This is a genomic window from Vibrio sp. 2096 (genome assembly GCF_033339595.1).
In the GTDB taxonomy this organism is placed as follows: domain Bacteria; phylum Pseudomonadota; class Gammaproteobacteria; order Enterobacterales; family Vibrionaceae; genus Vibrio; species Vibrio alginolyticus.
Genome location: NZ_JAWOUX010000001.1, coordinates 659,725 through 681,460, shown reverse-complemented (window position 1 = coordinate 681,460; position 21,736 = coordinate 659,725). Strand labels below are relative to the sequence as shown.

Annotated in this window: 23 protein-coding genes; 14 read left to right on the top strand and 9 right to left on the bottom strand. The window is 44.3% G+C overall.

Annotated features, from left to right (window positions below; translation table 11 throughout):
• Positions 1-35 precede the first annotated feature (35 nt).
• The 7 genes from R7Q41_RS03015 to R7Q41_RS02985 all read left to right on the top strand — a co-directional run bounded on the left by R7Q41_RS03015 (position 36) and on the right by R7Q41_RS02985 (position 9,585).
• Positions 36-404, top strand: a complete 369-nt coding sequence (locus tag R7Q41_RS03015) for a hypothetical protein (RefSeq protein WP_170893388.1) — start codon at positions 36-38, stop codon at positions 402-404.
• Between the two features lie 9 nt (positions 405-413).
• A complete protein-coding gene (locus tag R7Q41_RS03010; RefSeq protein WP_033906830.1) occupies positions 414-1,763 on the top strand; it encodes an HlyD family type I secretion periplasmic adaptor subunit in 1,350 nt (449 codons plus the stop codon).
• Positions 1,764-1,766: 3 nt separating this feature from the next.
• Positions 1,767-3,998: a response regulator gene (locus R7Q41_RS03005; protein ID WP_318144346.1), complete on the top strand. Its 2,232-nt coding sequence runs from the start codon at positions 1,767-1,769 to the stop codon at positions 3,996-3,998.
• Positions 3,973-5,397 (top strand): TolC family protein, encoded by a 1,425-nt coding sequence (locus R7Q41_RS03000; protein WP_169628792.1) that lies wholly within the window; start codon positions 3,973-3,975, stop codon positions 5,395-5,397. The genes R7Q41_RS03005 and R7Q41_RS03000 overlap by 26 nt, the downstream gene beginning before the upstream one ends.
• The gene (locus R7Q41_RS02995; RefSeq protein WP_169628791.1) at positions 5,387-6,973 is read left to right on the top strand and encodes an ATP-binding cassette domain-containing protein; all 1,587 of its coding nucleotides are present in this window, start codon (positions 5,387-5,389) and stop codon (positions 6,971-6,973) included. Before R7Q41_RS03000 ends, R7Q41_RS02995 begins: the two co-directional genes overlap by 11 nt.
• The gene (locus R7Q41_RS02990; RefSeq protein ID WP_169628790.1) at positions 6,970-9,108 is read left to right on the top strand and encodes an ATP-binding cassette domain-containing protein; all 2,139 of its coding nucleotides are present in this window, start codon (positions 6,970-6,972) and stop codon (positions 9,106-9,108) included. The genes R7Q41_RS02995 and R7Q41_RS02990 overlap by 4 nt, the downstream gene beginning before the upstream one ends.
• 105 nt (positions 9,109-9,213) lie before the next feature.
• Complete coding sequence (locus R7Q41_RS02985; RefSeq protein ID WP_318144345.1) at positions 9,214-9,585, top strand: hypothetical protein; 372 nt, start codon at positions 9,214-9,216, stop codon at positions 9,583-9,585.
• Between the two features lie 26 nt (positions 9,586-9,611).
• Here R7Q41_RS02985 and R7Q41_RS02980 read toward each other — a convergent pair whose 3' ends face one another.
• The 3 genes from R7Q41_RS02980 to R7Q41_RS02970 form a co-directional block, all read right to left on the bottom strand.
• On the bottom strand, positions 9,612-10,502 hold the full coding sequence (locus R7Q41_RS02980) for an RNA polymerase sigma factor RpoD/SigA (protein WP_017635872.1): 891 nt from the start codon (positions 10,500-10,502) through the stop codon (positions 9,612-9,614).
• A gap of 332 nt (positions 10,503-10,834) precedes the next feature.
• Positions 10,835-12,277 carry a sensor domain-containing diguanylate cyclase gene (locus R7Q41_RS02975; protein WP_258457169.1) on the bottom strand — a complete coding sequence of 481 codons (1,443 nt, stop codon included), beginning with the start codon at positions 12,275-12,277 and terminating at the stop codon, positions 10,835-10,837.
• Between the two features lie 248 nt (positions 12,278-12,525).
• Positions 12,526-12,813, bottom strand: coding sequence for an alternative ribosome-rescue factor A (locus R7Q41_RS02970; RefSeq protein ID WP_017821594.1), 288 nt, complete (start codon positions 12,811-12,813; stop codon positions 12,526-12,528).
• 365 nt (positions 12,814-13,178) lie between these two features.
• Between R7Q41_RS02970 and R7Q41_RS02965 the strand changes: the two genes are divergently transcribed.
• The 4 genes from R7Q41_RS02965 to R7Q41_RS02950 all read left to right on the top strand — a co-directional run bounded on the left by R7Q41_RS02965 (position 13,179) and on the right by R7Q41_RS02950 (position 15,023).
• Positions 13,179-13,388 carry a cold-shock protein gene (locus tag R7Q41_RS02965; RefSeq protein ID WP_005375625.1) on the top strand — a complete coding sequence of 70 codons (210 nt, stop codon included), beginning with the start codon at positions 13,179-13,181 and terminating at the stop codon, positions 13,386-13,388.
• Positions 13,389-13,477: 89 nt separating this feature from the next.
• Positions 13,478-14,023: a YaeQ family protein gene (locus R7Q41_RS02960; protein ID WP_258510306.1), complete on the top strand. Its 546-nt coding sequence runs from the start codon at positions 13,478-13,480 to the stop codon at positions 14,021-14,023.
• Positions 14,010-14,552 (top strand): hypothetical protein, encoded by a 543-nt coding sequence (locus R7Q41_RS02955; protein WP_206947008.1) that lies wholly within the window; start codon positions 14,010-14,012, stop codon positions 14,550-14,552. The genes R7Q41_RS02960 and R7Q41_RS02955 overlap by 14 nt, the downstream gene beginning before the upstream one ends.
• Positions 14,553-14,663: 111 nt before the next feature.
• Positions 14,664-15,023 carry a glutaredoxin family protein gene (locus R7Q41_RS02950; RefSeq protein ID WP_005375631.1) on the top strand — a complete coding sequence of 120 codons (360 nt, stop codon included), beginning with the start codon at positions 14,664-14,666 and terminating at the stop codon, positions 15,021-15,023.
• Positions 15,024-15,214: 191 nt separating this feature from the next.
• On the opposite strand, the gene R7Q41_RS02945 is transcribed toward R7Q41_RS02950, so the two are convergent.
• The gene (locus R7Q41_RS02945; protein WP_085569492.1) at positions 15,215-15,841 is read right to left on the bottom strand and encodes an OmpA family protein; all 627 of its coding nucleotides are present in this window, start codon (positions 15,839-15,841) and stop codon (positions 15,215-15,217) included.
• Positions 15,842-16,123: 282 nt separating this feature from the next.
• Between R7Q41_RS02945 and R7Q41_RS02940 the strand changes: the two genes are divergently transcribed.
• Complete coding sequence (locus tag R7Q41_RS02940) at positions 16,124-16,756, top strand: thiol:disulfide interchange protein DsbA/DsbL (protein ID WP_258510305.1); 633 nt, start codon at positions 16,124-16,126, stop codon at positions 16,754-16,756.
• 13 nt (positions 16,757-16,769) lie between these two features.
• A complete protein-coding gene (locus R7Q41_RS02935; protein WP_318107785.1) occupies positions 16,770-17,243 on the top strand; it encodes an FKBP-type peptidyl-prolyl cis-trans isomerase in 474 nt (157 codons plus the stop codon).
• Between the two features lie 82 nt (positions 17,244-17,325).
• Here the strand turns inward: R7Q41_RS02935 and cyoE are convergent, their stop codons facing one another.
• From cyoE to R7Q41_RS02915, 4 genes are read right to left on the bottom strand one after another with little or no spacing between them, the layout of a single operon-like run.
• Positions 17,326-18,225, bottom strand: a complete 900-nt coding sequence (gene cyoE / locus R7Q41_RS02930) for a heme o synthase (protein ID WP_206947006.1) — start codon at positions 18,223-18,225, stop codon at positions 17,326-17,328.
• Complete coding sequence (locus R7Q41_RS02925; protein ID WP_318144344.1) at positions 18,218-19,237, bottom strand: COX15/CtaA family protein; 1,020 nt, start codon at positions 19,235-19,237, stop codon at positions 18,218-18,220. Before R7Q41_RS02925 ends, cyoE begins: the two co-directional genes overlap by 8 nt.
• 11 nt (positions 19,238-19,248) lie before the next feature.
• A complete protein-coding gene (locus R7Q41_RS02920; protein WP_017635864.1) occupies positions 19,249-19,785 on the bottom strand; it encodes a hypothetical protein in 537 nt (178 codons plus the stop codon).
• Positions 19,775-20,566 carry an SURF1 family protein gene (locus R7Q41_RS02915; RefSeq protein ID WP_213914976.1) on the bottom strand — a complete coding sequence of 264 codons (792 nt, stop codon included), beginning with the start codon at positions 20,564-20,566 and terminating at the stop codon, positions 19,775-19,777. The genes R7Q41_RS02920 and R7Q41_RS02915 overlap by 11 nt, the downstream gene beginning before the upstream one ends.
• Between R7Q41_RS02915 and R7Q41_RS02910 the strand changes: the two genes are divergently transcribed.
• The gene (locus R7Q41_RS02910) at positions 20,565-20,801 is read left to right on the top strand and encodes a DUF2909 domain-containing protein (RefSeq protein ID WP_005375504.1); all 237 of its coding nucleotides are present in this window, start codon (positions 20,565-20,567) and stop codon (positions 20,799-20,801) included. The genes R7Q41_RS02915 and R7Q41_RS02910 overlap by 2 nt on opposite strands.
• Positions 20,802-20,825: 24 nt before the next feature.
• On the opposite strand, the gene R7Q41_RS02905 is transcribed toward R7Q41_RS02910, so the two are convergent.
• Complete coding sequence (locus tag R7Q41_RS02905) at positions 20,826-21,710, bottom strand: cytochrome c oxidase subunit 3 (protein WP_005385214.1); 885 nt, start codon at positions 21,708-21,710, stop codon at positions 20,826-20,828.
• Positions 21,711-21,736 lie beyond the last annotated feature (26 nt).

Here is a 21,736-nt window from a genome sequence, read left to right as displayed (position 1 = left end):
TTACTTGTTGTCATTAAAGCAATTAGTGCGGTGGGATAATGATAAATATGACAAATCTGTTGCGCTCAGTCGACAACAGCCATAAGGGGCTGCAATTGCTATTAGGCGATTTTTACCAAGATTTCAGTGATGCAGGGATTGATATTGAGATGCTGCATAAACAAAACCGTTTTGAAGCACTCAGATGTTATTCAAAAAGGCTAAAGACCATTTTCGTCTTGTTATGTGATGACGACTTACCACCAAAATTGGCAAAGCTTGAACACTTAAACAAACACCATTTCCCTGCTCCTAATGAATTGATCGAGGACGTTAAAACCGAGCTTAACAACGTAAACAAACAAATTAGCCAGCTGTTAAAAATCGAAAATTCAATCGATAGCCGCACAGGTAGTGAATCGTAGGGGTGGCTCATGAGTAATAAGCAAATAGAACATCACCTCAAAAAGGCACTCGTTTCGAACAACGAAGCTTCGAAGGTAACAGCAGACGATACAATCGTGCTAGCCAGTGCAATGACCAGCGTACACAAAACCTTGCTGGTTATCTTTTTGCTTTCCATGGTGGCTATCGCCGTGGCATCTCAGGCTCGTATCGACATTGTGGTGTCGGTGCGCGGTGAGCTATTGCTCGAATCTGACATCGAAAAAGTGCAACACCTTGAAGGCGGTATTCTAGAAGAAATGCTAGTGCGCAAAGGCGAAGTGGTTTATGAAGGTCAACCTATTGCACGCCTTCGCTCTCTGGATAGAAACACTCAACTTGATACGGTAAACACAGAGATCATTCAGCTTGAGCTAGACAAGATTCGTTACGAAAGCCTGCGCGATATGGTGGAACCCGATTTTTCTGCCTACATCGAAAAGTACCCAGAATTAGTGCAAGTCAACATGAATACCTGGCAGCAAGAATTTTCTAAAAACCGTTCCAATGAAGAGTTGATCACTCACGATATCCAACATAAGAATTCGCTTATTGATTCAATGCTCAAGCGCCGTAAAAGCTCCGAGAACCAGCTCTCCTTAATACGCAAGCAGCTCAATATTAAGAACACCTTGTACAAAGAGGAAATGGCGTCTTACGTCGATGTTCTGAATATGCAGGTTCAAGAGTCAAACATGGTGCGTGAGATTGAAAACCTTGATGAGTCGGTCATGAATGAGCGCTTCCAACTCGACAAACTAGAGAAGCAGTACCGAGACTTGGTGGAGAATCGTAATGCCGAGTATCAAGCACAAATCATTCAAGCAAACAAGGACTTAAAGTTGAAACGTATATTACGTCCTCAACACTCAGATAAAGTGGATCGCCTCGTGGTTTACGCCCCTATTGACGGTGTAGTAGATAAAGTGCACTTCAATTTCCGCTCCGCTGTGATACCGCCAGGTGAAAGCATCGCGGACATTGCACCGATCAATAACGCCCTTCACGGAGAGGCGAAGATCCCGCGTAAAGACATGGGTTTTGTAGAAATCGGACAAGCGGTCAAAGTGAAGATGGATACCTACAACTTTGCCAAATACGGATTTTTGGAAGGTCGAATTGCATCGATCAGCCGTTCTTCTTATGAAGAAGAAGACGCTGAATTCTATCTCGCGGAAATCCAAATCAGTCAAAACTATCTAGAGCGCGGAGGCACACAATACAAGCTGTCCCCTTATATGGAGTTTACCGCAGACGTGAAAACAGGTTCACGCCGGGTGATCGAATACGCAGCGAAGCCGGTTATGTCGGCTATCGAAGACGCATTCGATGAGAGGTGATGGATGAGTAGCAAACCTTCTTACAATATTTCCGTTCCTGTTATGCGCCTAAGCATCGCTTTCAGCTTGATGCTGGCTGCCCTCGCCTTTTATTTGTATATCTCTTGGGAAAAAGTGGATTCAGTCGAGAAAGTGCAAAACGCGCCTCTGTTGGTTCAAGCTCAACAGCTCAACCAAACTATCGAGTTTGATATTCAAACGCTTCAACGCTGTTTAAGCGCGCGTTATTGCAGTACAACAGAGCTTGATTTTGAGGTTCTGAAAGACGAAATTGACCAATTTAAGTCGCTCGCGTCACTCAACAAAACCGAGTTTAGCTTGGTGGGCGCGACCGAATACACGCAGCTTGAACTGGCAATCAATCGCTTCTCAGACAGCCAAAAAACACGCGACGATGTGTTGGCACTGTACCTCTCGCTCACCAATAACTACCTACAAATGGACGACAACTACCGGACCATATTTAACAACCATGCGAGTGACCTAATGATGGAGAAAAACGAGTTCTTCATTTGGTTGTTTGTGGTCGTTGTCGTACTGGTTGGTATCGCAGTGCTATCGAACTTGGTGGCAATCCTTAAACTGAAAAAATCCAGCTCGAATGAGCGTGACATTGACCAAGAATTCGATGAGCTTTATCAAGAACTCAAACTACTGGATTTACAAAGGTTGGAAGAGTTGCTGAATGAAGTGAGCATCAATCCTAAGCAGCGTCAGATCTACTCACACCTAAAACTGATTTTCAGCAAACTCGAAGAGCAAAAACGCAATAACGATCTCTACAAGCAGCTCTATGCTCTGATTGGTTACGAGATTCGTGGCATCACCAACACCATTAACGGCGGCGTGCAATATCTCGTTCAAGAGACCGATGAGAGCGGAGTGTTGATGGCGCAAGATATAACCTCGGCTGCCAATACCCTGTCTGAATTGGCAGAGAACTACAACCGACTCATTTCACAAGGGACCGAGAGCAAATCGAAAGAGTTTTCACTGCTGAATGTACTGTCTGAATTGATGATTCACATCAGTTCAAAAGTGCAGCGAAATGAAGGTGAGCTAGACTGCTTTATCTCAGATAACTTACCAAACCGTGTTGAAGGACAATCTACCAGCTTATTCTGGGTGTTGTTCCTACAGCTATCAAATGCCATCCAACTCAAAGCCGACAAGAAACTGTTTGTCACCATTGAATCAGGTGCGGCGACAGACATTGAAAATACCCGCTTGACCATCAATCTAAACTTCTTAACCACACTGGATGTGCCGTTTGCCAAGCTCAATACCCTACACTGGAGCGACCATAAACAGCACACTGCAACCAAAGACGATTTGGCTAAAAGCGTACTGAAAGATTATGGCTATTACGAGAGCCATTGGTATCAATCGGGCAATCAGGAACGTTTTCAAATTCAGCTCGATTTGAAAGCCAAAAGCTTCCACACCGAGAAAACTCGCTTCGACAATAAGCGTTTGTTGCTGTGTGCCAACTCTCAGCTGCGCATTGATGTAATGAACAAAATGTTAGTCAACTTGGGCTTGGAGATCACGCCAATTCGAACGCCGAACGAACTCTTCTCTGCTGCAAAAACCTTTGGCGAATACGATGCCATCATGCTGACCGACACGTTCGAGCCAAACAAGCTGCCCTCACTGAGCAAAACGGTGAAATCGCAACTGCGCAATCACCCGAACACGAAGTTGTTGCTTTCAGTCACTAGCACTCAGCAAGCACAAGAGAGTCATACCTTTGTCGACAAGATTCTGAACTCCCCCGCGATTCCGTATGAGTTCATCCCTAACCTATTAGCAATCATGGAAGCGGAAGCCTCTGAAGATCAGATGGAGAACAGCTCATTCCTGATTGTGGAGGATGACCGTGTTCAACAGATTCTACTCAAACGTATTTTGAGCAAGCAAGAATACGAAGCCGATACCGTTGGCGATGGCGCAGACGCTGTTCAGCACTTCATGAATCAGCGCTCGGACATCATTTTTATGGACTGCATCATGCCGGGCATGGGCGGTATTGAAGCAACCAAACGCATTCGACAATACGAACAAGAGAGCGGACAAAACCCTTGCACCATTATAGGTGCGACAGCATTGACCAGCAGTAATGAACACCAAGCTTGTATCGAAGCTGGAATGGATTACGTGATCAGCAAACCTTATAAAAACGACGAAATCATCAAGGTGATCAACAAGTATGTGGCGGTACAGAAACTTAACTAGCTGCGTATTGGCAGCGCTTACATTGAGCAATGCTCCTTCGGCAATGGCGACCACCTTGCTTGAGGCGGTCAAACTCGGCTTGGAAAACAATTTATCTCTGCGCGCTAGTGACAAAGGCGTGGAAGAAAACGAATACAACATCGACATCAGCCGTTCTAAGTTCCTGCCTTCTTTAAACGGTGCCGCTGATACTACATGGAATGAAAACGAGACCATATTAACGGGAACACCAGATACGCGTTCTAGCTACAACTCAAACAGCTACAGCGTGTCTTTATCCCAATCGGTGTTTAACCTTGGCGACATCTTCAAATACGGCACCGCGAAGCTGGATTTCAACATTGAAGAAATCAAGCACGAGAACAAAATCCAGAGCACCATTTCTGAAATCGCGACGCAATATTTCGAGTACCTGAAAAACAACGCGCAAATCAAAGCCACCAAAGTCGAGCTTAAATCTTCTGAAACACGTGAGCGCCAAATGCGTCGCAACGTGGAGCTTGGCAACACTGCGGCGAGCGAGTTGTATGAGGTGATTGCTCAGAAAGAAGGCATTGCCAATCGCTTAAGAACCTTAGAGAAAGACCGACGTGTGATTTTGAACGGTTTAGAGATTCAAGTTCAATACCCAGTCACCCCATCGCAGGACATCTACGAAAGCGTGCCCTTGGCAGAAATCAGCGAGTCCGAACAACGTGCGATTCTTGAACAAGCTTTGAAGCTCAATAACGATTTATTGGTTGCGAAGAAAACCGTAGAGCGAAGCCGAAGAGGCTTGAAAGAAAGCGGTTCAAACTTTGTGCCGACTGTATCGCTCTCTGCCAGTTACCGTTACGATGATGCGAACAACTATGACCGAACCGACCCAACCGCGACAGGGGACAGTAACTCCACCAGCGTCGGCTTGAACTTGAATGTGCCGATTTTCTCCGGTGGTTCGGATTACTACGGTTATCAAAAATCGTCGACGGCTATCGAGCGAACGGAGCTACTTTACCAAGATTCGTTGTTCACGACTCGCAATAGCGTTAACACCTCGGTGCTCAACATTAATGACTTCTCCCGTGCTATTAGCAGTTACGAGAACATCATCCGAGCCAACTACGCTTCCTACAAAGGCATTCAACGCGCTTACCAGCTTGGTACGCGAACCATTACCGACTTACTGGCAGCGGAAAGTAAACTGTTTAGCGCACTACGTGATTACGAGAGCGCGCGCTATGACTACATCATTGAATCGATCAATCTTGAGCAAATCAAAGGCATGCTGTCGGTGCAATCCATCGAAAACATCATGCAGTTGATGAGTGATATCGAAGGCAGAAGCAATCAAGACTTAGTTCCAAAACACCTTCTCTCCAAACCATCGATTAAGAAAGGAGGTCGCAATGCAAACTGAGCATTTTTCCCAAAGGATTAACTTTGCTGACAAGTGTTATCTGACTTTCTCAACGGTCATCTCAACACTGTTTGGTTTAGTGTTGCCCTTTTCGATTCTGATTATCTTTGACCGTGTTTTACCTAACCAAGCTAAAGACACGCTGTTTCTTCTGTTTGCCATTATCTTGATCACCATCTTCCTCGACTATCACTTAAAGAATCAGGAAGAGAAGATTTCGTCGGTGATCATGAAGCAGTTCGAAACCAACCTAACCAACAAGGTGTTTCAATCCATCTGTTTGGCTGAGATATCGAAGTTTCGTCGCCTAGAACCCGGTGAATACCTAGAGCGTATTGCTACCATTCCAGAGATTAAATCCTTCTTTGGCGGAGAATCTGTACGGGCATTGATCAACCTTGCAGTCAGCATACTGACCATTCTGATTATCGGTCTGATCAACATCTGGGCTGGGGTGACCATCTTACTTGCCTCCATCGTTTTGGCCGTGTTCGCACTCAGCCTGTCTAAGCAAAAAATCAACAGCCTAGAAAACAAATCCGACATCGAAGGCTTAACCACCTCGAAAATCATCGAGATCATCTCTAGCCCACTCGATATCAAAGCGCGCAATATGGAATATCGCGTTGAGAGCTTGATGACACAAATGGTGGAAGAACGTGAAGTCGAGAACATCAAATACGAGCAAATCGAATCAAACTTCAGCCTGATCTTGTCGCTCATACAACAGCTCTCCATCGCTTGTGTGGTGGTGGTTTTGGCAACGGCCGTTATCAACATGCAATCGAGTCAAGGCATCATGGCTGCTATCATCATGCTTACCAACCGTTACTTCGCGCCATACCAGCAAGTGATGCGCACGGTGAGCCGCTGGGAGTTGAACAAGCTTCATATTCAACGTATCGCCGAGCTGCTTGAGCTTGCTGCATCAGTAGAACAACAAAATAACACGACGGAAGTCGAGCGCATCTCGGTGAAGTATTCGGAAAAGCAACGCATCGAGTTTGATCGTGGTCAGGCTTACTTGCTAACAGGGAAAAGCGGCGCAGGCAAAACCCACCTCGCGAATTGCATTACGCGACAAAACACCGACGCCAAGCTCGATATCCAAATCAACGAGACACCGCTTGATGACGTTAATTACAACGTCTGGCGCAATAGCGTACTGATGGTCGACAAAACCAGCTCGTTCGTCGAAGGGACCATCATCGACAACCTGACTTGTTTCCGCCCGAGCCTAAACAACACCGCATTTGCGCTTTGCGAAACCATGAACATCAAAGCACAAATCGATGCCCTTCCCGCAGGTTTTTACACTGAGCTTAAGGGGCATTTACGCAACCCATTCTCGCGCCAAGTCGCTTATGCCCTGTTGTTGGTGCGTGCCTTACTCGCGAACAAACGTGTGTTGATCTTCGACGACATCGACTGTGTTTATGACGACGACTTTGCTCGATTGGTTTTGACCAGTACCGCCTATCGCGCCAACGACAAAATCCTAATCATCGTCAGCAATAAGATGGACAAACTCAATCATCGCCTCAAACGCGTCAAACTTACCGGAGGTGACCAATGAGTATTTTGGTTGATTTTAATAATGTCCCTCAGCGCTTGTTGGACTTTGAGGCTCGCAGTTATGACGAGCGATACAATCAGTCACCTTTGATTCGTGGGTTAGCTTACACCCTCATAGCGCTTGAATGGGAAGGCACACCTTCTATCCTCAGCGACGCTTTTATCCCTAAACCAAAAGACAGCGACAGTTTTATCGCCACCATTGAACGCCTTGGTTACCGTTGTGACGTCACCAAACTAAAAACACTGGAGCACATCGAGGGGCACCCTCATCCTTGTTTTATCGAGATAGAGAATCTCACTGCGATTTTCTTGGGCACTAAAGACGGCAAACTGATCCTGTTTGATTACACCAATAACAACACCATTGAATACCCGCTCTGCAAAAAGCCATGTTTGTTGGTCTCGATCAGCGAATACTCGCGCTTGTTCCGAGAGCCGCCACCTGAATCTCAAGACCGCAGTAACTGGATTAAATACGCGTTTTATCGCTACAACAATGAACTCAAAAGCTTGATTATTCTCAGCTTTGTCATCAGCATCTTGGGCGCACTCCAACCCTTCTTTATCATGAGTGTGTACAACTTCGCCTTGACGTCTAGCTCGCAAGCCACGCTCTATTGGCTCACGTTGTTTGCCGTGATTGTTGGGTTTTCGGAATACTTTTTCAAGAAAATGCGGGTCAACATCATCGCCACATCAGGGAAGGATTTGGCGGTGCATATTTCTCAAAACGTAATATCCAAACTGTTGTGGCTTCCTTATTCGATGACATCTACCGCTGGTGTCTCTTCTCAGTTAGCACGTTTGAAAGACATCGACACTTTCCGCCGTTTGGTAACCGCAGAGTCAACATTAAGCTACTTCGACATGCCGTTTGTTATCGTATTCATTATTGCCATTGCTCTTATGTCTGGTACCGCAGCGCTAGTCGTTATGGCGGGGTTGATTCTAATGTTGGTGTTCTGTGTTTATTCTCGTTACATCTACTCGCAAGCCACGTCCAAGAGCTCTCGCGCCAACGCCATGGTTTCTTACCAATGGAATGAGATTCTTCGTGGTATAAAAACCATCCAAGGCTTGCCATTGTTGCGTGTTATCCAGTCCCGCTTTAGCGCATCACATTTACAAAGCACAAACGATGCAGAACATGTTTCAGTGACTAATAGCAGGGTTCAGGCAGCAGGCGGGAGTTTGATTCAGGTTATTGGTACCGCAAGTATCGTCGCGGCCGTTATCGGCGTGATGGACGGCACCTCCGATGCAGGTGCAATGCTTGCTACTGTAATTTTAGTCTGGAAGGCGTTGGGGCCTATTATGGGCATCTACAACTCTATTTCTAAGTTCCAATCCATTAAGGCGTCTTCTGCGCAAATCAACAACCTTATGGCGATGAATGACGATAAGCTAACGTTAGAGAAAAGCCCCCCTATTCGCCTCTTTCAAGGTAGTATCGTCGGCTCTGGTGTGAGCCATCGTTATAGTGGTGCGGCAACAGGCTTAACTAATCTTGGTTTTAAAATTCCACCGGGCGCAAAAGTCGTGATTTGTGGACCAACAGGTTGCGGTAAAACGACGCTCATCTCTATTATCGCTGGGCTAGAGGAACGCTATCAAGGCTCAGTTTCGGTGGACGGTTATAACATCAAACAGTTCAACAGTTACCGCTATCGAACCTCGATTAACTACATCCCGTTTAACCTGCATATTTTTGAAGGCTCCTTGGAAACTAACTTCATCTTGCATAATGGGTTAATCCCAACAGAAAAAATGCGTGAAATGGTGAGTTTCTTTGAGCTCGATACATGGTTGCCACAAGGCCTGGACACTCAATTGAGCGTTGATATCTGTAAAAGTTTACCAAATGGTATTCAACAAAGACTGCGGCTCGCATTAGGGCTAGGTAGCTGCGAACAATCTTTGATTATCATTGACGAGCCATTTAATGGTGCAGAGCAAGAAAACTCCCACTACTTCAAGCGGTTATTTAGCGACAAACTACTCAATAAGACCGTTATTTTCTCAACGAATGATCCGGGCATGATCTCTACATCCAATATGAGCTTAGTCTTGGAGCCAGATGGCAACCTGAAGTATTTCGGGTTAACCGATAAGTACTTAAAAAGTCTAAGTTAAGTTCGGAATGTGGTGTGGTTCATCATTCATACTTGAGCACGGTCATTGACAAAAATGTAAACGATGAGACTATTTACTCTGTAAGCGCGTACACTAAGGAATCCGATGTATACATTTGTTGCAGACAAATTGGATGTGGTTTATTTATCAACGATACCAGAAAACTACCAGTTACAAGACTTCGACGTGCCTGAAGAAGAACTCGAAATTCGTGAAATTGTAGAGGTATGGTATGAGTGTGCGTTTCTTCCTGACTTTAACCTTCAACACATCGACATCGAAAACAAAACCGCATTAGTCGAGACACAAGCGCAAGTCGTAAACAACTACACAAGTACGCTCGCTTTTTTACTCAAAAGTCGTGCTTATCGCGCAGCACTTAACCGATTATTGAGTGTATGGAGATTGGAGTCAGCAGCTAAAGCACAGCTGCTGCTGTTACTTACGGAAGAACAGAGTAGCAAGCCAGTAAATTAATCGGCTAGGAAAAGGGGCCAAAAACCTTAAACCCAACCATCGAATCGGAGACGTTTCTGCACGCGTTCAACCGCCTCTATCTGCATCTGACGAACACGCTCGTTAGACACGTTTAACAACAGGCCTATTTCCGACAAGGTTTTCACTCTCTGGTCAAATAATCCGAATCGATGGATTAAGACTTTCTGCAACTTAGTTGGCAAGGTTTTAATAATATTTTCAATAGCTTGAGTAAAGCACTGGTTTTCACAGTCTTGTTGTGGATCTGGCGTATACTCACTTTCACACAGTTCAAGAACAAATGGAACACGATGTAGGTCCGCAGTGGTAGATACATCAATAAAACCACTAAGAGCAACAAGTTCATCTATACGCTCTGCTTTCACCCCTGAGCAGCGTGAGAGTTCAGAAATAGACAACTCCTTGCTCTCACTTTTTGACGCATCGAGCTTTTTTAAAGCCAGGCTATTTATCTCTTTGCACACATGAGCAGGTAAACGTACCGTGCGGCCATTGTTCATTAATGCCGCTTCTATATTCTCGCGAATCCACCATACCGCATAAGTAGAAAAACGGTAGCCTGGCTCAGGATCGAACTTATCGACCGCTTTTATCAAACCAATGTTACCTTCTTCTATCAAATCGAGCAGAGTAAAGTTATTGCCTGGCCGTTTGAGGTAACCTTTTGCGATTTTCACAACAAGTCGAAGATTAGACTCAATCAACATTTCGCGCGCTTCTTCATCACCAGCTCGATTAAGTTTGGCGTAATGCAACTCCTCTTCACGAGACAACAAATCAATGCCCACAATATCTTTGAGATAGTGAGCATAAGGGTCTTTCCCAACTGACAACGATTCTTTCATTGACAGTTCATCCGTGACAGCTCGGAACCTAGCAAAGCATTCGTTGTTCATTCCCCGTCCTTCTCAAGCCAACTTATTTCTTATCTTCTTTAATTGTTTTTGTACAACACTGTATGCATCATGCTTTATATGCATTACTTTACACTGAGTGTAGACAGGGGTTCTGATCTTTACCAAGAAATCACTTATCACTTTAAAACAATTACTGCTTCTATGATAAAAACGTGAGCAGGCGGGGGTTATATATATGAAAGTGCGAATATTTGTACGCAAATTGGCCTCAAAGAAAACAACGCAACGTAATCGTCAACGCTTACCACGTTACTCTGACTAAACCTTTGAGGCTTGAGGATGGTTTGAAGTATCAGTTGAATTAGCGAGACCTAATTCACTTGACGAAGCGCAGGTTGAAGCTGACAGTCTGTTATAACTTGGAAAACTGCACGATTCTTTCCTTCAGACTTACCTTGATACATCAACTCGTCAGCATCTTGCAAGCTCACGATGTGGGTAAACTCAGGATAGTAAGCACAGCCCAAACTGATACTCAAATGAATTGCTTGTCCGCCCAGTATAACAGGCTGATCGTAAACGGCTTTACAAAGCATATTGGCAAAATTGAGCGCTTCTCGCTCTGACAGAGAAGACGTAACGAGTGCGAACTCTTCTCCTCCAATTCTCGCCAATGTCATTCGGTCATCAGTCATCGACTTAGCGGCTTCTGCGATGGCAACTATTGCTCGGTCTCCAGCAAGGTGGCCATATCGATCATTGATTGATTTAAAATCATCAATATCAAACACCATCACCGTTAAGTTTCGCTTCAAATGATTCAGTAGCGCCAATTGCTCAATCAGGTGTCTACGGTTGTATAGCTTTGTGAGAGAATCCGTCAACGTCATCTCCAGCAATTGCTGATTGGCAATCGTTAATTGCCTTGTCCGAAGAGCAACCATACGTTTGAGAGCAAAAATATGATAAAGCGTTGCGACCGCCATAATGAAAATAGCAATAGGGAAAAGATAAAGTGGATAAACCGTTTTCACCACACTCCAACGGGTGAGGATCCGCTCACGATCCGTATCGATGACTTTTTCAAACGCTCGTGATACCTCTAAAATGGAAGTTGCACTGTGCATTCCTGCTGCAATCCGAAGATCTTTACTATATAAGCTAATTGTCGGGACAAACATACCCGCTCCCGGCGTGGTTGCCATATAAAAGTTAGCAACTTGCAGGTCTGCAACGAAGTACAGCACCTTTTTATCGACGGCGGCTTGTATCATCGAATCATTGTTAATGTATTCTGCGATAGGTACATTCGGGTAATTCGTCTGAACAAACTCAGACTCGTAACTTCCTTTAACAACGCCAATTGGCAGCGTCATTTCTCCAGTTAAAACACTCCTGATATCAACCGAAAGTACATCTTTATTTACGTACAATTTGGTTTGGATAGGCATTATGACGGCGCCAAAGTCCATATACTTCGCTCTTTCGGGCGAGTAGACAAGTCCTCCGTGAAAGTCAGCCTTACCCTCTTTTACGGCTTGCAAAGAAGCATCCCAATCCAAAAGGAGAAACTGAACGTCGATTTGGTTGTTCGCCGCGTACTCTTTCCAAAAGTCGATTAAAATACCTTTAGGTTCACCATCTGGGCTAAGGTAAGAGAACGGCTTCCACGCTTTGGAGTTAGCAACAATTAAAGAATGAGACTCTGATTTGTGCGCATGCGCCATCGGACAAATGGACAGCCACAGTAGTAATAAAGAAGCACACGCTTTTTTACATTTGCAACCATAAGTACCATAACTCGTCGATGACATACCTACTTCTCACCAGTCTTTTTAAACCATAATCTCGGCTGTTTGATTAGACTAAAGATATAGTAGAGTTGCATAAGACAGGAAGTGACGCTTATTGATATGAATCTAACTTAGTAAGTTTTAGTACTTAATTGGTACTTTCAACGCCTAGCTCGCTGAAGCAGTTGAAGCAGTTGAAGCAGTTGAAGCAGTTGAAGCAGTTGAAGCAGTTGAAGCAGTTGAAGCAGTACATGATAAATTAGGAAAACTTATCTGGTACTAAAAAATTGAATATCATCAGTTTTGCAAACACCTAGTACCAATAAAAAAGCCCTATTCAAAATCCACCTTGGGGAGAACTTTGAATAGGGCTCTTTGCCTCTATGCTTCATTTTACGGCTGAAGCTACCTTTACCTTTTTTCGCTTTAACGACTCGTGTTTGGAACAGCTGACTGGTAACAACCGCTTTTAACGCGTTGTCTTTGATTTCACCTCTGCCGAAGTCGGTCTCATGTTGTGAGCCACTCGGTTGAGGACTGATTTTACGCTTTGCCATAAATCCTCCTTAATGGTCGAACCAGATTGGACAATAATTATATAAATAAGTCAAATTTATAGATTTAGTTGAATTTTATGCTAAAAAACTTCACATCACCGTCATTTATTTGAAATTTAATCAAAAACATGCTGGTTAAATAGTGACTAAATACAAATATTTGTCCATAAAGCACTAATATATGTTGACTCTTCGTGGAATTAACCTAGACTCAAACACGGCTAGAAAGAAAGTTCTTTGTTTTCACATTTCGTTGGATTACTTGTAACCCGTCGTCCTGTGGTACGCAATAGCAATTTATTTTTCCACGCTATAAGCGCCGTTGAGGCGAAAGATTACATTATTTAGATATTTAGGAAATAGACATGTCTAACACAGCTACTGGCACAGTTAAGTGGTTCAACGAAACTAAAGGCTTCGGTTTCATTCAACAAGAAAACGGTCCTGACGTATTTGCTCACTTCTCTGCAATCACTGGTGACGGCTTCCGTACTCTAGTTGAAGGCCAGAAAGTAGAATTTGTTATCTCTCAAGGTCAAAAAGGCCCTCAAGCAGAGCAAATCAAAGTACTTTAATTCTTAAAGAATTTGATACGATAGCCAGCTTTTAAAGCTGGCTATTTTTTTGCCTAAAACTTATTTTGCCAACAAAACGATATAAATCTATGGCTCTTAAACCAACCATTTACAAATTTCGTATCGCCATTTCCGATATGAATAATGACTATTACGATTCTAAAAATCTAACTATCGCCCTTCATCCTTCTGAAAAGCCGCAACGAATGTTGGCTCGCATTCTAGCTTACTGTTTAAATGCTCAAAGCAATCTGGAGTTTACAAAAGGACTCTCTACGATTGAAGAGCCTGATTTATGGCATGTTGGCGATGATCAAAGCATTACTCACTGGATTGAAATTGGCGAACCAGAACCAGACAGAATTAAGAAAGCTTCTCGCCTAGCAAAGCATGTAAAAGTTTACACTTATAACACCAAAGCGGCTGTCTGGTGGGACAAAATGTCAGGAAAGTTCTCAATGCTTCCCGTCAACGTAGAGAGCTTTGACTATGACGCTATCGACTTGATTTGTCAGCACCTTGACCGAGGTACTAGCCTTTCTGTTATGATTACTGGCAGCTCAATTTTTGTTGATATCAATGGTCAACATATCGAAGTAACGGTGAAGGAACTAAAAAACCATGACGTCTCTTAGTGAACTGAGTCAAGAGATGGGATTTGAAGAAATCCCCTTTGTTAAAGAACATAAAGCAGCAAAGCGACGTTGGTTAAAAGAACAGTCACAACTATTTACAAAAGTTTGTGAGAACAAACCCACAACAGCACCTACTCTTCACCTGCTTGGCCTTTTGACCAAATCACATATTGAAGCAAGTGCTAACTACGAGCAACATGCTCACTCTACCCAGCGTATGCAGCAAGTTCTGACTGACTCCTTGGGTAATGAGCACGCGGATAAGTTTACTAACCAATCTGCTGAAGACCTAATCTTAGTCACCCACCTTTGGTTATACACGCAAGGCTATTTAAATATGGATTTCAGCTTGGCGCACGATCATGCCGAGCAGACTCAAAATACATTGCAGCACGAGCTTGTCATGAAACGCATGGACGTTGATGGATTCAGAACCGAACTCATGCAAAGTTTTTATCAAGGTAAAGAAGCCCGTCCGGCTTCAGCAAGTGGCTTTTGGGGTTGGTTTAAACGTCTATTTTCCGCATAAAATACATGGTTTTATCCATTTCAAACAACTGATAGACTTCACGCTCAGTGCAACAAGCATCATGATTGCATTCTTAAAGGACAATTACCCAATGAACATCAAGGGATCATTATGAAGTTTATCCGTTGGATTTTAGGCAAGGTTATCTTATTGCTGAACGCGGTGTTCTCACCTCGTGGTATTAAGCGCACCGCAGAAGAACAGCAACGTATTGATGAAAAAGCGAAACAATACGCACTTTACCAATTTGAAGCCTGCCCTTTTTGCGTAAAGGTCCGCCGTGCAATGAAGCGTCAATCGGTGAACATTGAGCTACGTGATGCAAAAAATAACCCGACTCATCGAGCTGAACTAGAGCAAGGTGGTGGGCGAGTTAAAGTCCCTTGTCTTCGTATCGAAAAAGATGGCGAGACACAGTGGTTATACGAGTCATCTGACATCGTCGCTTACGTTGAAAAAGAATTTGCCTAAGTTCCCCCTATGAACATTGGCGGATGTAAAAGAGGCACCTAACGGTGCCTCTTTTCTATTTTTTCTAGCTAGATGTTGCCGTGCGAGCTTTCCTTATTCAGTCTTCTTGCTCAACTCCGAACTTAAACTCCACTAAGCAAATAACGAGTATGCGAGAACAACACAACGAAGATTACCGCCCAACGTCTGCGTTATTCATCCACGATCAATGTTAGCTCTACGCGCCGATTGCAAGCTTTACCACTTGCTGTCGCATTGCTGCACTTCGGTACATACTCTCCGAAACCTCTAGAAAACACTCGTTGACGTGGAATACTCGTCGCCAATAGTTGTTTTTCTACTTCACGAGCTCGCTTTTCAGATAGCGTGTCGTTGAAGCTTTCAGCTCCCGTACTATCCGCATGACCATCAATCACGACATCAACATCAGTTCTTCCCGCCAGATAGTGACCAATGTTTCGGATCCAGTCTTGAGATTGAGCAGATAACCTTGCTGAGCCCGTTTGAAAATGCACTTGCTCTTTCAAACGTATCATCAGGTGGCCACCACTGAGCGTCTCGTGAGGAATGTTATGCCTGCTCAGGAACATTTCCAGAGAGGTCACGTTTTGCGACTTTTTTACTGACGCCCTCGCCGTTTGATATGAACGAGAGGAAGAAGCCACATTGGATGCGCTCGGGTATCCCCACTCTGGGTGTCTCAGCTCAGTGTTTGATTTAGGAGCTGTATCTAAAATGTTCCCACCTGGGACCATATCTTGATCGAGGCTACTGCACCCGGCCAGAATGCCACAAACAATTAAAAACCAATGCTTCATACCATTACCAACGTAGAAAAACTCTTGTTCATTGTGTCGACAAAACACGCCGAATCTTTAGCGCTTTTGTCCACCGATTGGTTTGTCTATGCAGCGTTCATGCCACTGGAGTCAATGCAAAATCATCTCTCAAATAAAAAGCAACACTAAAATACCCTACCCTTACAGCCCATACGTCAGGCAAAGTCTGTTACCAATGGTCTCACTTTATTGTTATTTAATGGTTTTAGTCACTATCGTTAACCGATAAACTAACGCAAATTTCTCATTTAGAGCACTACTATGTTAAAAACCATATCGAAAGGCTTTGCTGTTGTTGTTGCCTTAATGGCTTTGTCGGCATGCGATAGCGGCAAGAGTCAGCCTCAGCAAGGCAAACAATACGAAGTTTTGCCAGTATCCCTTGAAGAATATGATTTAGCTCCCCTGACTGAAGCATTCTCTTTAACTTGTGGCCACTGCCGCTCAATGGAAGAGTTTGTCCCTCAAATTGAATCATTGACCGATCAAAGCGTTGAAAAAATGCATGTAACGTTCAATGAAAGTGCACAAGTGAGCGCCATCATCTTCTATACTGCCGTAATGCAGCTTGAATCAACACCAGATAAAGCGTTTATGGCGGATCTTTTTACTGCTGTGCAAATGGGTGCCGATGCAACGGCTGAGGAACGCCAAATCGCCGTAGAGAAAGCCTTTGAGTCTCGCAACCTTATCAGCCCTTACCATTTAGATGAAGCACAGCAAAAAACGCTGTTTGAGTACATCACTAAGGCAGAAGCGATCACGACTCGCGGCCAAATTAACTCCGTTCCAGCCTTTATCGTAAACGGAAAATATCAAGTGATTACTGGTGGTCATGACAGCGTTGAAGCCATGGCAGAAACCATCAAATTTTTGCTAAAACAACCTAAATAGACAAGGAGATTACGTGTCTAAATTTTTGTTTCCTCTTATTATTTTTATTTTGGCGGGCTTTTTCATTTACCGTACTTGGACAAACCATAAAGTAGCAGATGAAAACTTTGCCAAAGGCCAAGCATTCTTACTAGAAAGTGCGAAAAAAGAAGGCGTCATCACAACAGAAAGTGGCCTTCAATACATGGTTCTTGAAAAAGGCGAAGGTGAGGTTCACCCAACTGCAACAAGTAAAGTAAAAGTACACTACCACGGCACCTTGATTGATGGCACGGTATTCGATAGCTCTGTTAATCGTGGTGAGCCGATTTCATTTGGTCTTAACCAAGTCATTAAAGGCTGGCAAGAAGGTCTACAATACATGGTAGAAGGTGAGAAAATCCGCCTTTTCGTACCAAGCACGCTTGGCTATGGTAAGAGTGGCTCTGGCCCAATTCCACCAGCAAGTGTTTTGATCTTTGATGTTGAACTGCTAGAAATTCAATAAATCTAGAAAGCTTTGTCTTAAAGCCAAAGTATCAAAACCAAAAACGCCGCGAACCACGCGGCGTTTTCTGTTTTAAGAGAGGTTAAAAACCAATATAGTGATCCGAAAGCAATGCAATGAACAACGCCAAAAGATGATAGATAGAGAATTTAAACGTCTCCATCGCGGTATTTTGCTCTGGTGCATATTTTAGCTTCCATGCATGGTACATAAAGCCAACATTGAGTAGTAGCGAAGCAAAAAGATACACCACGCCGACCATGCCAACCAAAACCGGTAGAACACAAACCAAAGTCAATAGCACCGTATACAACAGAATAGAAGTTTTGGTGTACTCAATGCCGTGTGTCACTGGCAGCATGGGAATATCTACCTTGCGGTAATCCTCGACACGATGAATAGCGAGAGCCCAAAAATGTGGTGGCGTCCAGATAAAAATGATCATCACGAGCAGCCAAGCATTCGCATGTAATTGCCCTGTTACAGCAGTCCAACCGAGAAGAGGCGGCATCGCACCGGCAATCCCTGCAATGACGATATTTTGGGGCGTAGCACGTTTGAGGTACATTGTGTATACCATCGCATAGCCGAGCAAACTCATCAAAGTCAACCATGCCGTCAGCGGGTTGACCATCGCATATAGAAGTACAAACCCTAAGACACCTAAAACTGTAGCGAAGGCTATCACCGATGATGGTTTAGTCTCACCCGATGGCAATGGTCTTTTGTGTGTACGTGCCATTCTCGCATCAATTCGGCGGTCAATTAGATGATTAAACGCTGCCGCAGACCCTGCCATCAGACCAATCCCGGTTAGGCCAACTACCGCCTGCAACCAGGGGAAATCATCAACCGGGGCTAAGCTCATCCCTACTACTGCCGTCACCAACATTAACGCCACCACTTTAGGTTTCGTTAACTTCAAATAAACGGAACTTAGTCGCTTTCGCCCATTTAACGACAGCGCGATTTCTTTACTCATAGCGAACTCCTTTCGCGGTGTAATTCCAAGCCGTTTTACCCTGCCACAAGTAAAACTGGCTAACACAAACGAGACTCAACATAACAGCGGCACCAAGGTTGTGCGCCACCGCGACATAGATAGGAAGTTGAAATACTACGTTGCTTACACCCAGCATAATTTGGCACACCAGAGTGAATAACAACCACCCTCCGATTCTCTGTGAATGATGAGAATCTTGCCTCATAAGCCCAATACTATAAGCCAATACCACGGTGGCGGTAACAATAGCGCCTATACGATGAGTGACGTGTATAGTCATTCTTGCCGGATACTCCAAAACACCAAATTCATAATTCTCGAATCCAGTTTGCCAGAAAGAAAACGCTTCTTTCCATGAGAGATGGCTCATCCAGTCTCCCTCACAAATCGGCAGTGTGGTACACATCAGCGCAGCATAATTTGACGAAGTCCATCCTCCAAGGAGCACTTGCACCAAAACAACCAGGAAAACCAACAATGAAAAGCCTCTCAGAGAGCTAGAAGATGGAGAGAAATAGAGATTGTCTTGCGCTTTTAATTGGCAGTAAAAAATCGCCTGTGACGCCAATAAAACAAAACCACCGAGCAAGTGAAGCATCACGATGACGGGCATTAATTTAAGAGTAACTGTCCACATTCCCAAAAGTGCCTGCCCAATCACCAATACGCTTAGCAACATTGGAATGGTTGAATTTACACGCTCAGACCTTACTGATATCGCTGCCATCGCAAAAATGACTAAACCTAACGTTCCTGCAAAATAGCGATGAATCATCTCAAGCCATGCTTTCTCATGCTCTACTGCCCGCTCGGGGAAGTTCAGGTTAGCACGTATGACGTCTTCTTCTTGATGCGGCACAGAAAAGTGCCCATAACAACCAGGCCAGTCCGGGCAACCTAACCCTGCATCTGAAAGGCGAGTATATGCCCCTAACATGATCACCACGAAAGTTAGGAGCAAACTGAATCTAACCAACTGAATTAATTTCATATGCACTTCCTCTAACCGACTCGTGACAGTTTTAAGAGCTTGCGTAAGTCCGCCAACATACCTTTATTCAATAGGACTAAGTCCTCATTTGGTTTCGGCGAGTAAGACATCACCAGTTGCCCAAGAGGATCAACGATCAACATTTGCCCAGGTTTCACTTTTGCGGTAACCAATTCATTCATTTGCATCGCTAACATCGATACTTCCATGGGATCTGAATGCTCAGTCTGCCAAACGACTGGCACTACTCGCTCTTGATACTTACCTAAAGCAACATGGCTTTGCTGAAGCAGGTAAAGCTGCTGTTTACACTGTTCAGTGCATTCGTTAGGCAATACATAAGCGAGTTGCCAACCATGGTCTTTGAGAGGTGACTCTTGACCAAGTTGCTCTAACGTCGTGTATGGTTCGACTAACTCGCCTCTATTGGTCACTCCGCTTTGATACCACCCTTGTGTGAGAATGACTTTTGCAATGACAGCGGGAAGCGCGAACGTACAAACCAGCGCAATCAACATTAGTCGTCCTTTGGTTACTTTAGATGTCATGCTTCACCTCCATGTGACGCAACTTTTTTTGCCAACGAACAAAAACAATTAAAGTCAGTAATAAGAAAACACCTGCCATCGAAAACCATTGAATCGAATAGCCAAAATGTTTCGCACTATTGAGTGGCAATGGATTCCAAGGAAAGTCATAGGGCCAACGAGTTAAATTGTCTGGCTGCAAGACTGCGGGCATAAGTTCAATATTCAGTAGCTGATTCAATTGCGCGATGTTTAGGTTTTGCACGCGAATAACATCGCCAACTTCCGGCATTAACTCTGAGCTCAGTGGATTAGTAGATTTTCGGTACAGGCGTCCTGTGATGAAAATCGAATTATCGAGTTTGGTGACCGTTGGTAACATTGAGCGATCTGCTCTTCCCTCGACAAAACCAAGCTCCAATAACGCATAGGTACTAGGCTCATCGCTCGTCAATACAATCTGAAATGCTAAATATCCCACACTGCCTTGATGCGTTTGGTTGTCTAACAAAATTACGGGAAACGCCTGAGGAACAACATTAACTTCCACTTTTTTCCCGAGGATACTTTCCTCTCGCCAGTCGTTGTCTTCAAGAACGACGCTTAGTGCTTGGTACGCACTATCCGCACGCGCGAGAATGGCTTGTTCCAATGCTTGTTTTTCTTGCCCTCTCTCAAACTGCCAAAAACCCAGTTTGACCAAAAGAGAAAACACAACCACAGTTAAACCAACTGCAACCCAAAACCGTTTCGATAGCCGTAATTGTCTTGATAACAACAATGATGAAACCGGAGGTGCCATGTCCACCGTATTTCTATTCAAACTGACGCTTGTCCTTTTGCTGCTTTTCATTATCTTCAACCTCGCAAAAGCGCTTATCGAAATGGTTCGTGAAGACCCAGATAATCCTGAAAAAAGAGACAAACCCATGAGTCATTACTTAGGCCGTCGAGTCATGTTCTCCGCTTTGGTGGTCGTCCTTTTGCTTATTGCGCTCAGCTCGGGTTGGCTAGCACCAAACCCTCGCCCTTATTAGTCGAACGAAGAGTTCACACTGCGCCTAAAGTACGTAAACAAACACAAACAGACATAACCAAACCACATCCACGAAATGCCAATACCAGCTGCCCGCTTGAAAGGCAAAATGGTTCTTTGGCGAAAAGTGATCTTTAGCGATTCTGAACAGCAGCACGATCAAGAAGATAGTCCCAAGACAAACGTGTAAACCGTGGAACCCCGTCAACATGAAGAACGTGTTACCGTAAATACCGGACTGCAACGTGAGCCCTATGTCTTGATAAGCATGAACATACTCAACCGCTTGGTAATATAGAAAAAAGCCAGCAAGTACGATGGTTATCTCTAACCAAACAATCAGTGCCGTTCTTTTGTCTTGTTCAAGGCTTATATGCGCCATATGTAGCGTAATAGACGACAATAGCAGCAAGATAGTATTGGTAAGGGGTATGCCCTGCCACGGCATAGCTTGTGTTGTTTCTCCTCCCGGTGTCAGTGTTAGTGGCCACATCGCTTCGAAGGTTGGCCACAGGACTTCGTTAGTCATGAAGTTATTATCTGCCCCACCTAACCAAGGCACAGAAATCATTCTGGCGTAGAACAAGGCACCAAAAAAGGCACCAAAAAACATCACTTCAGAAAAGATAAACCAGCTCATTCCTTGGCGAAAAGAACGAGTAATTTGCGAGCTGTATTTTCCACTCAGTGATTCAGTAATCACATTACTAAACCAACCAGCCAACATGTAAAGCAAGAACAAGAAGCCCACCGCTAGCACAATGCCACCAATGGTTCCCACTGCACCGTCACTTTGTGTCCCCTGGACGGTCATGCCCGCGCCAACAGCAACCAAAAACAGAGCAAATGCACCGATGATCGGCCAGCTACTTTGAGCGGGAACATAATATGTTCCTGGCTTGTTACTCATAATTTCTCTCCTTACTGACCAACCTT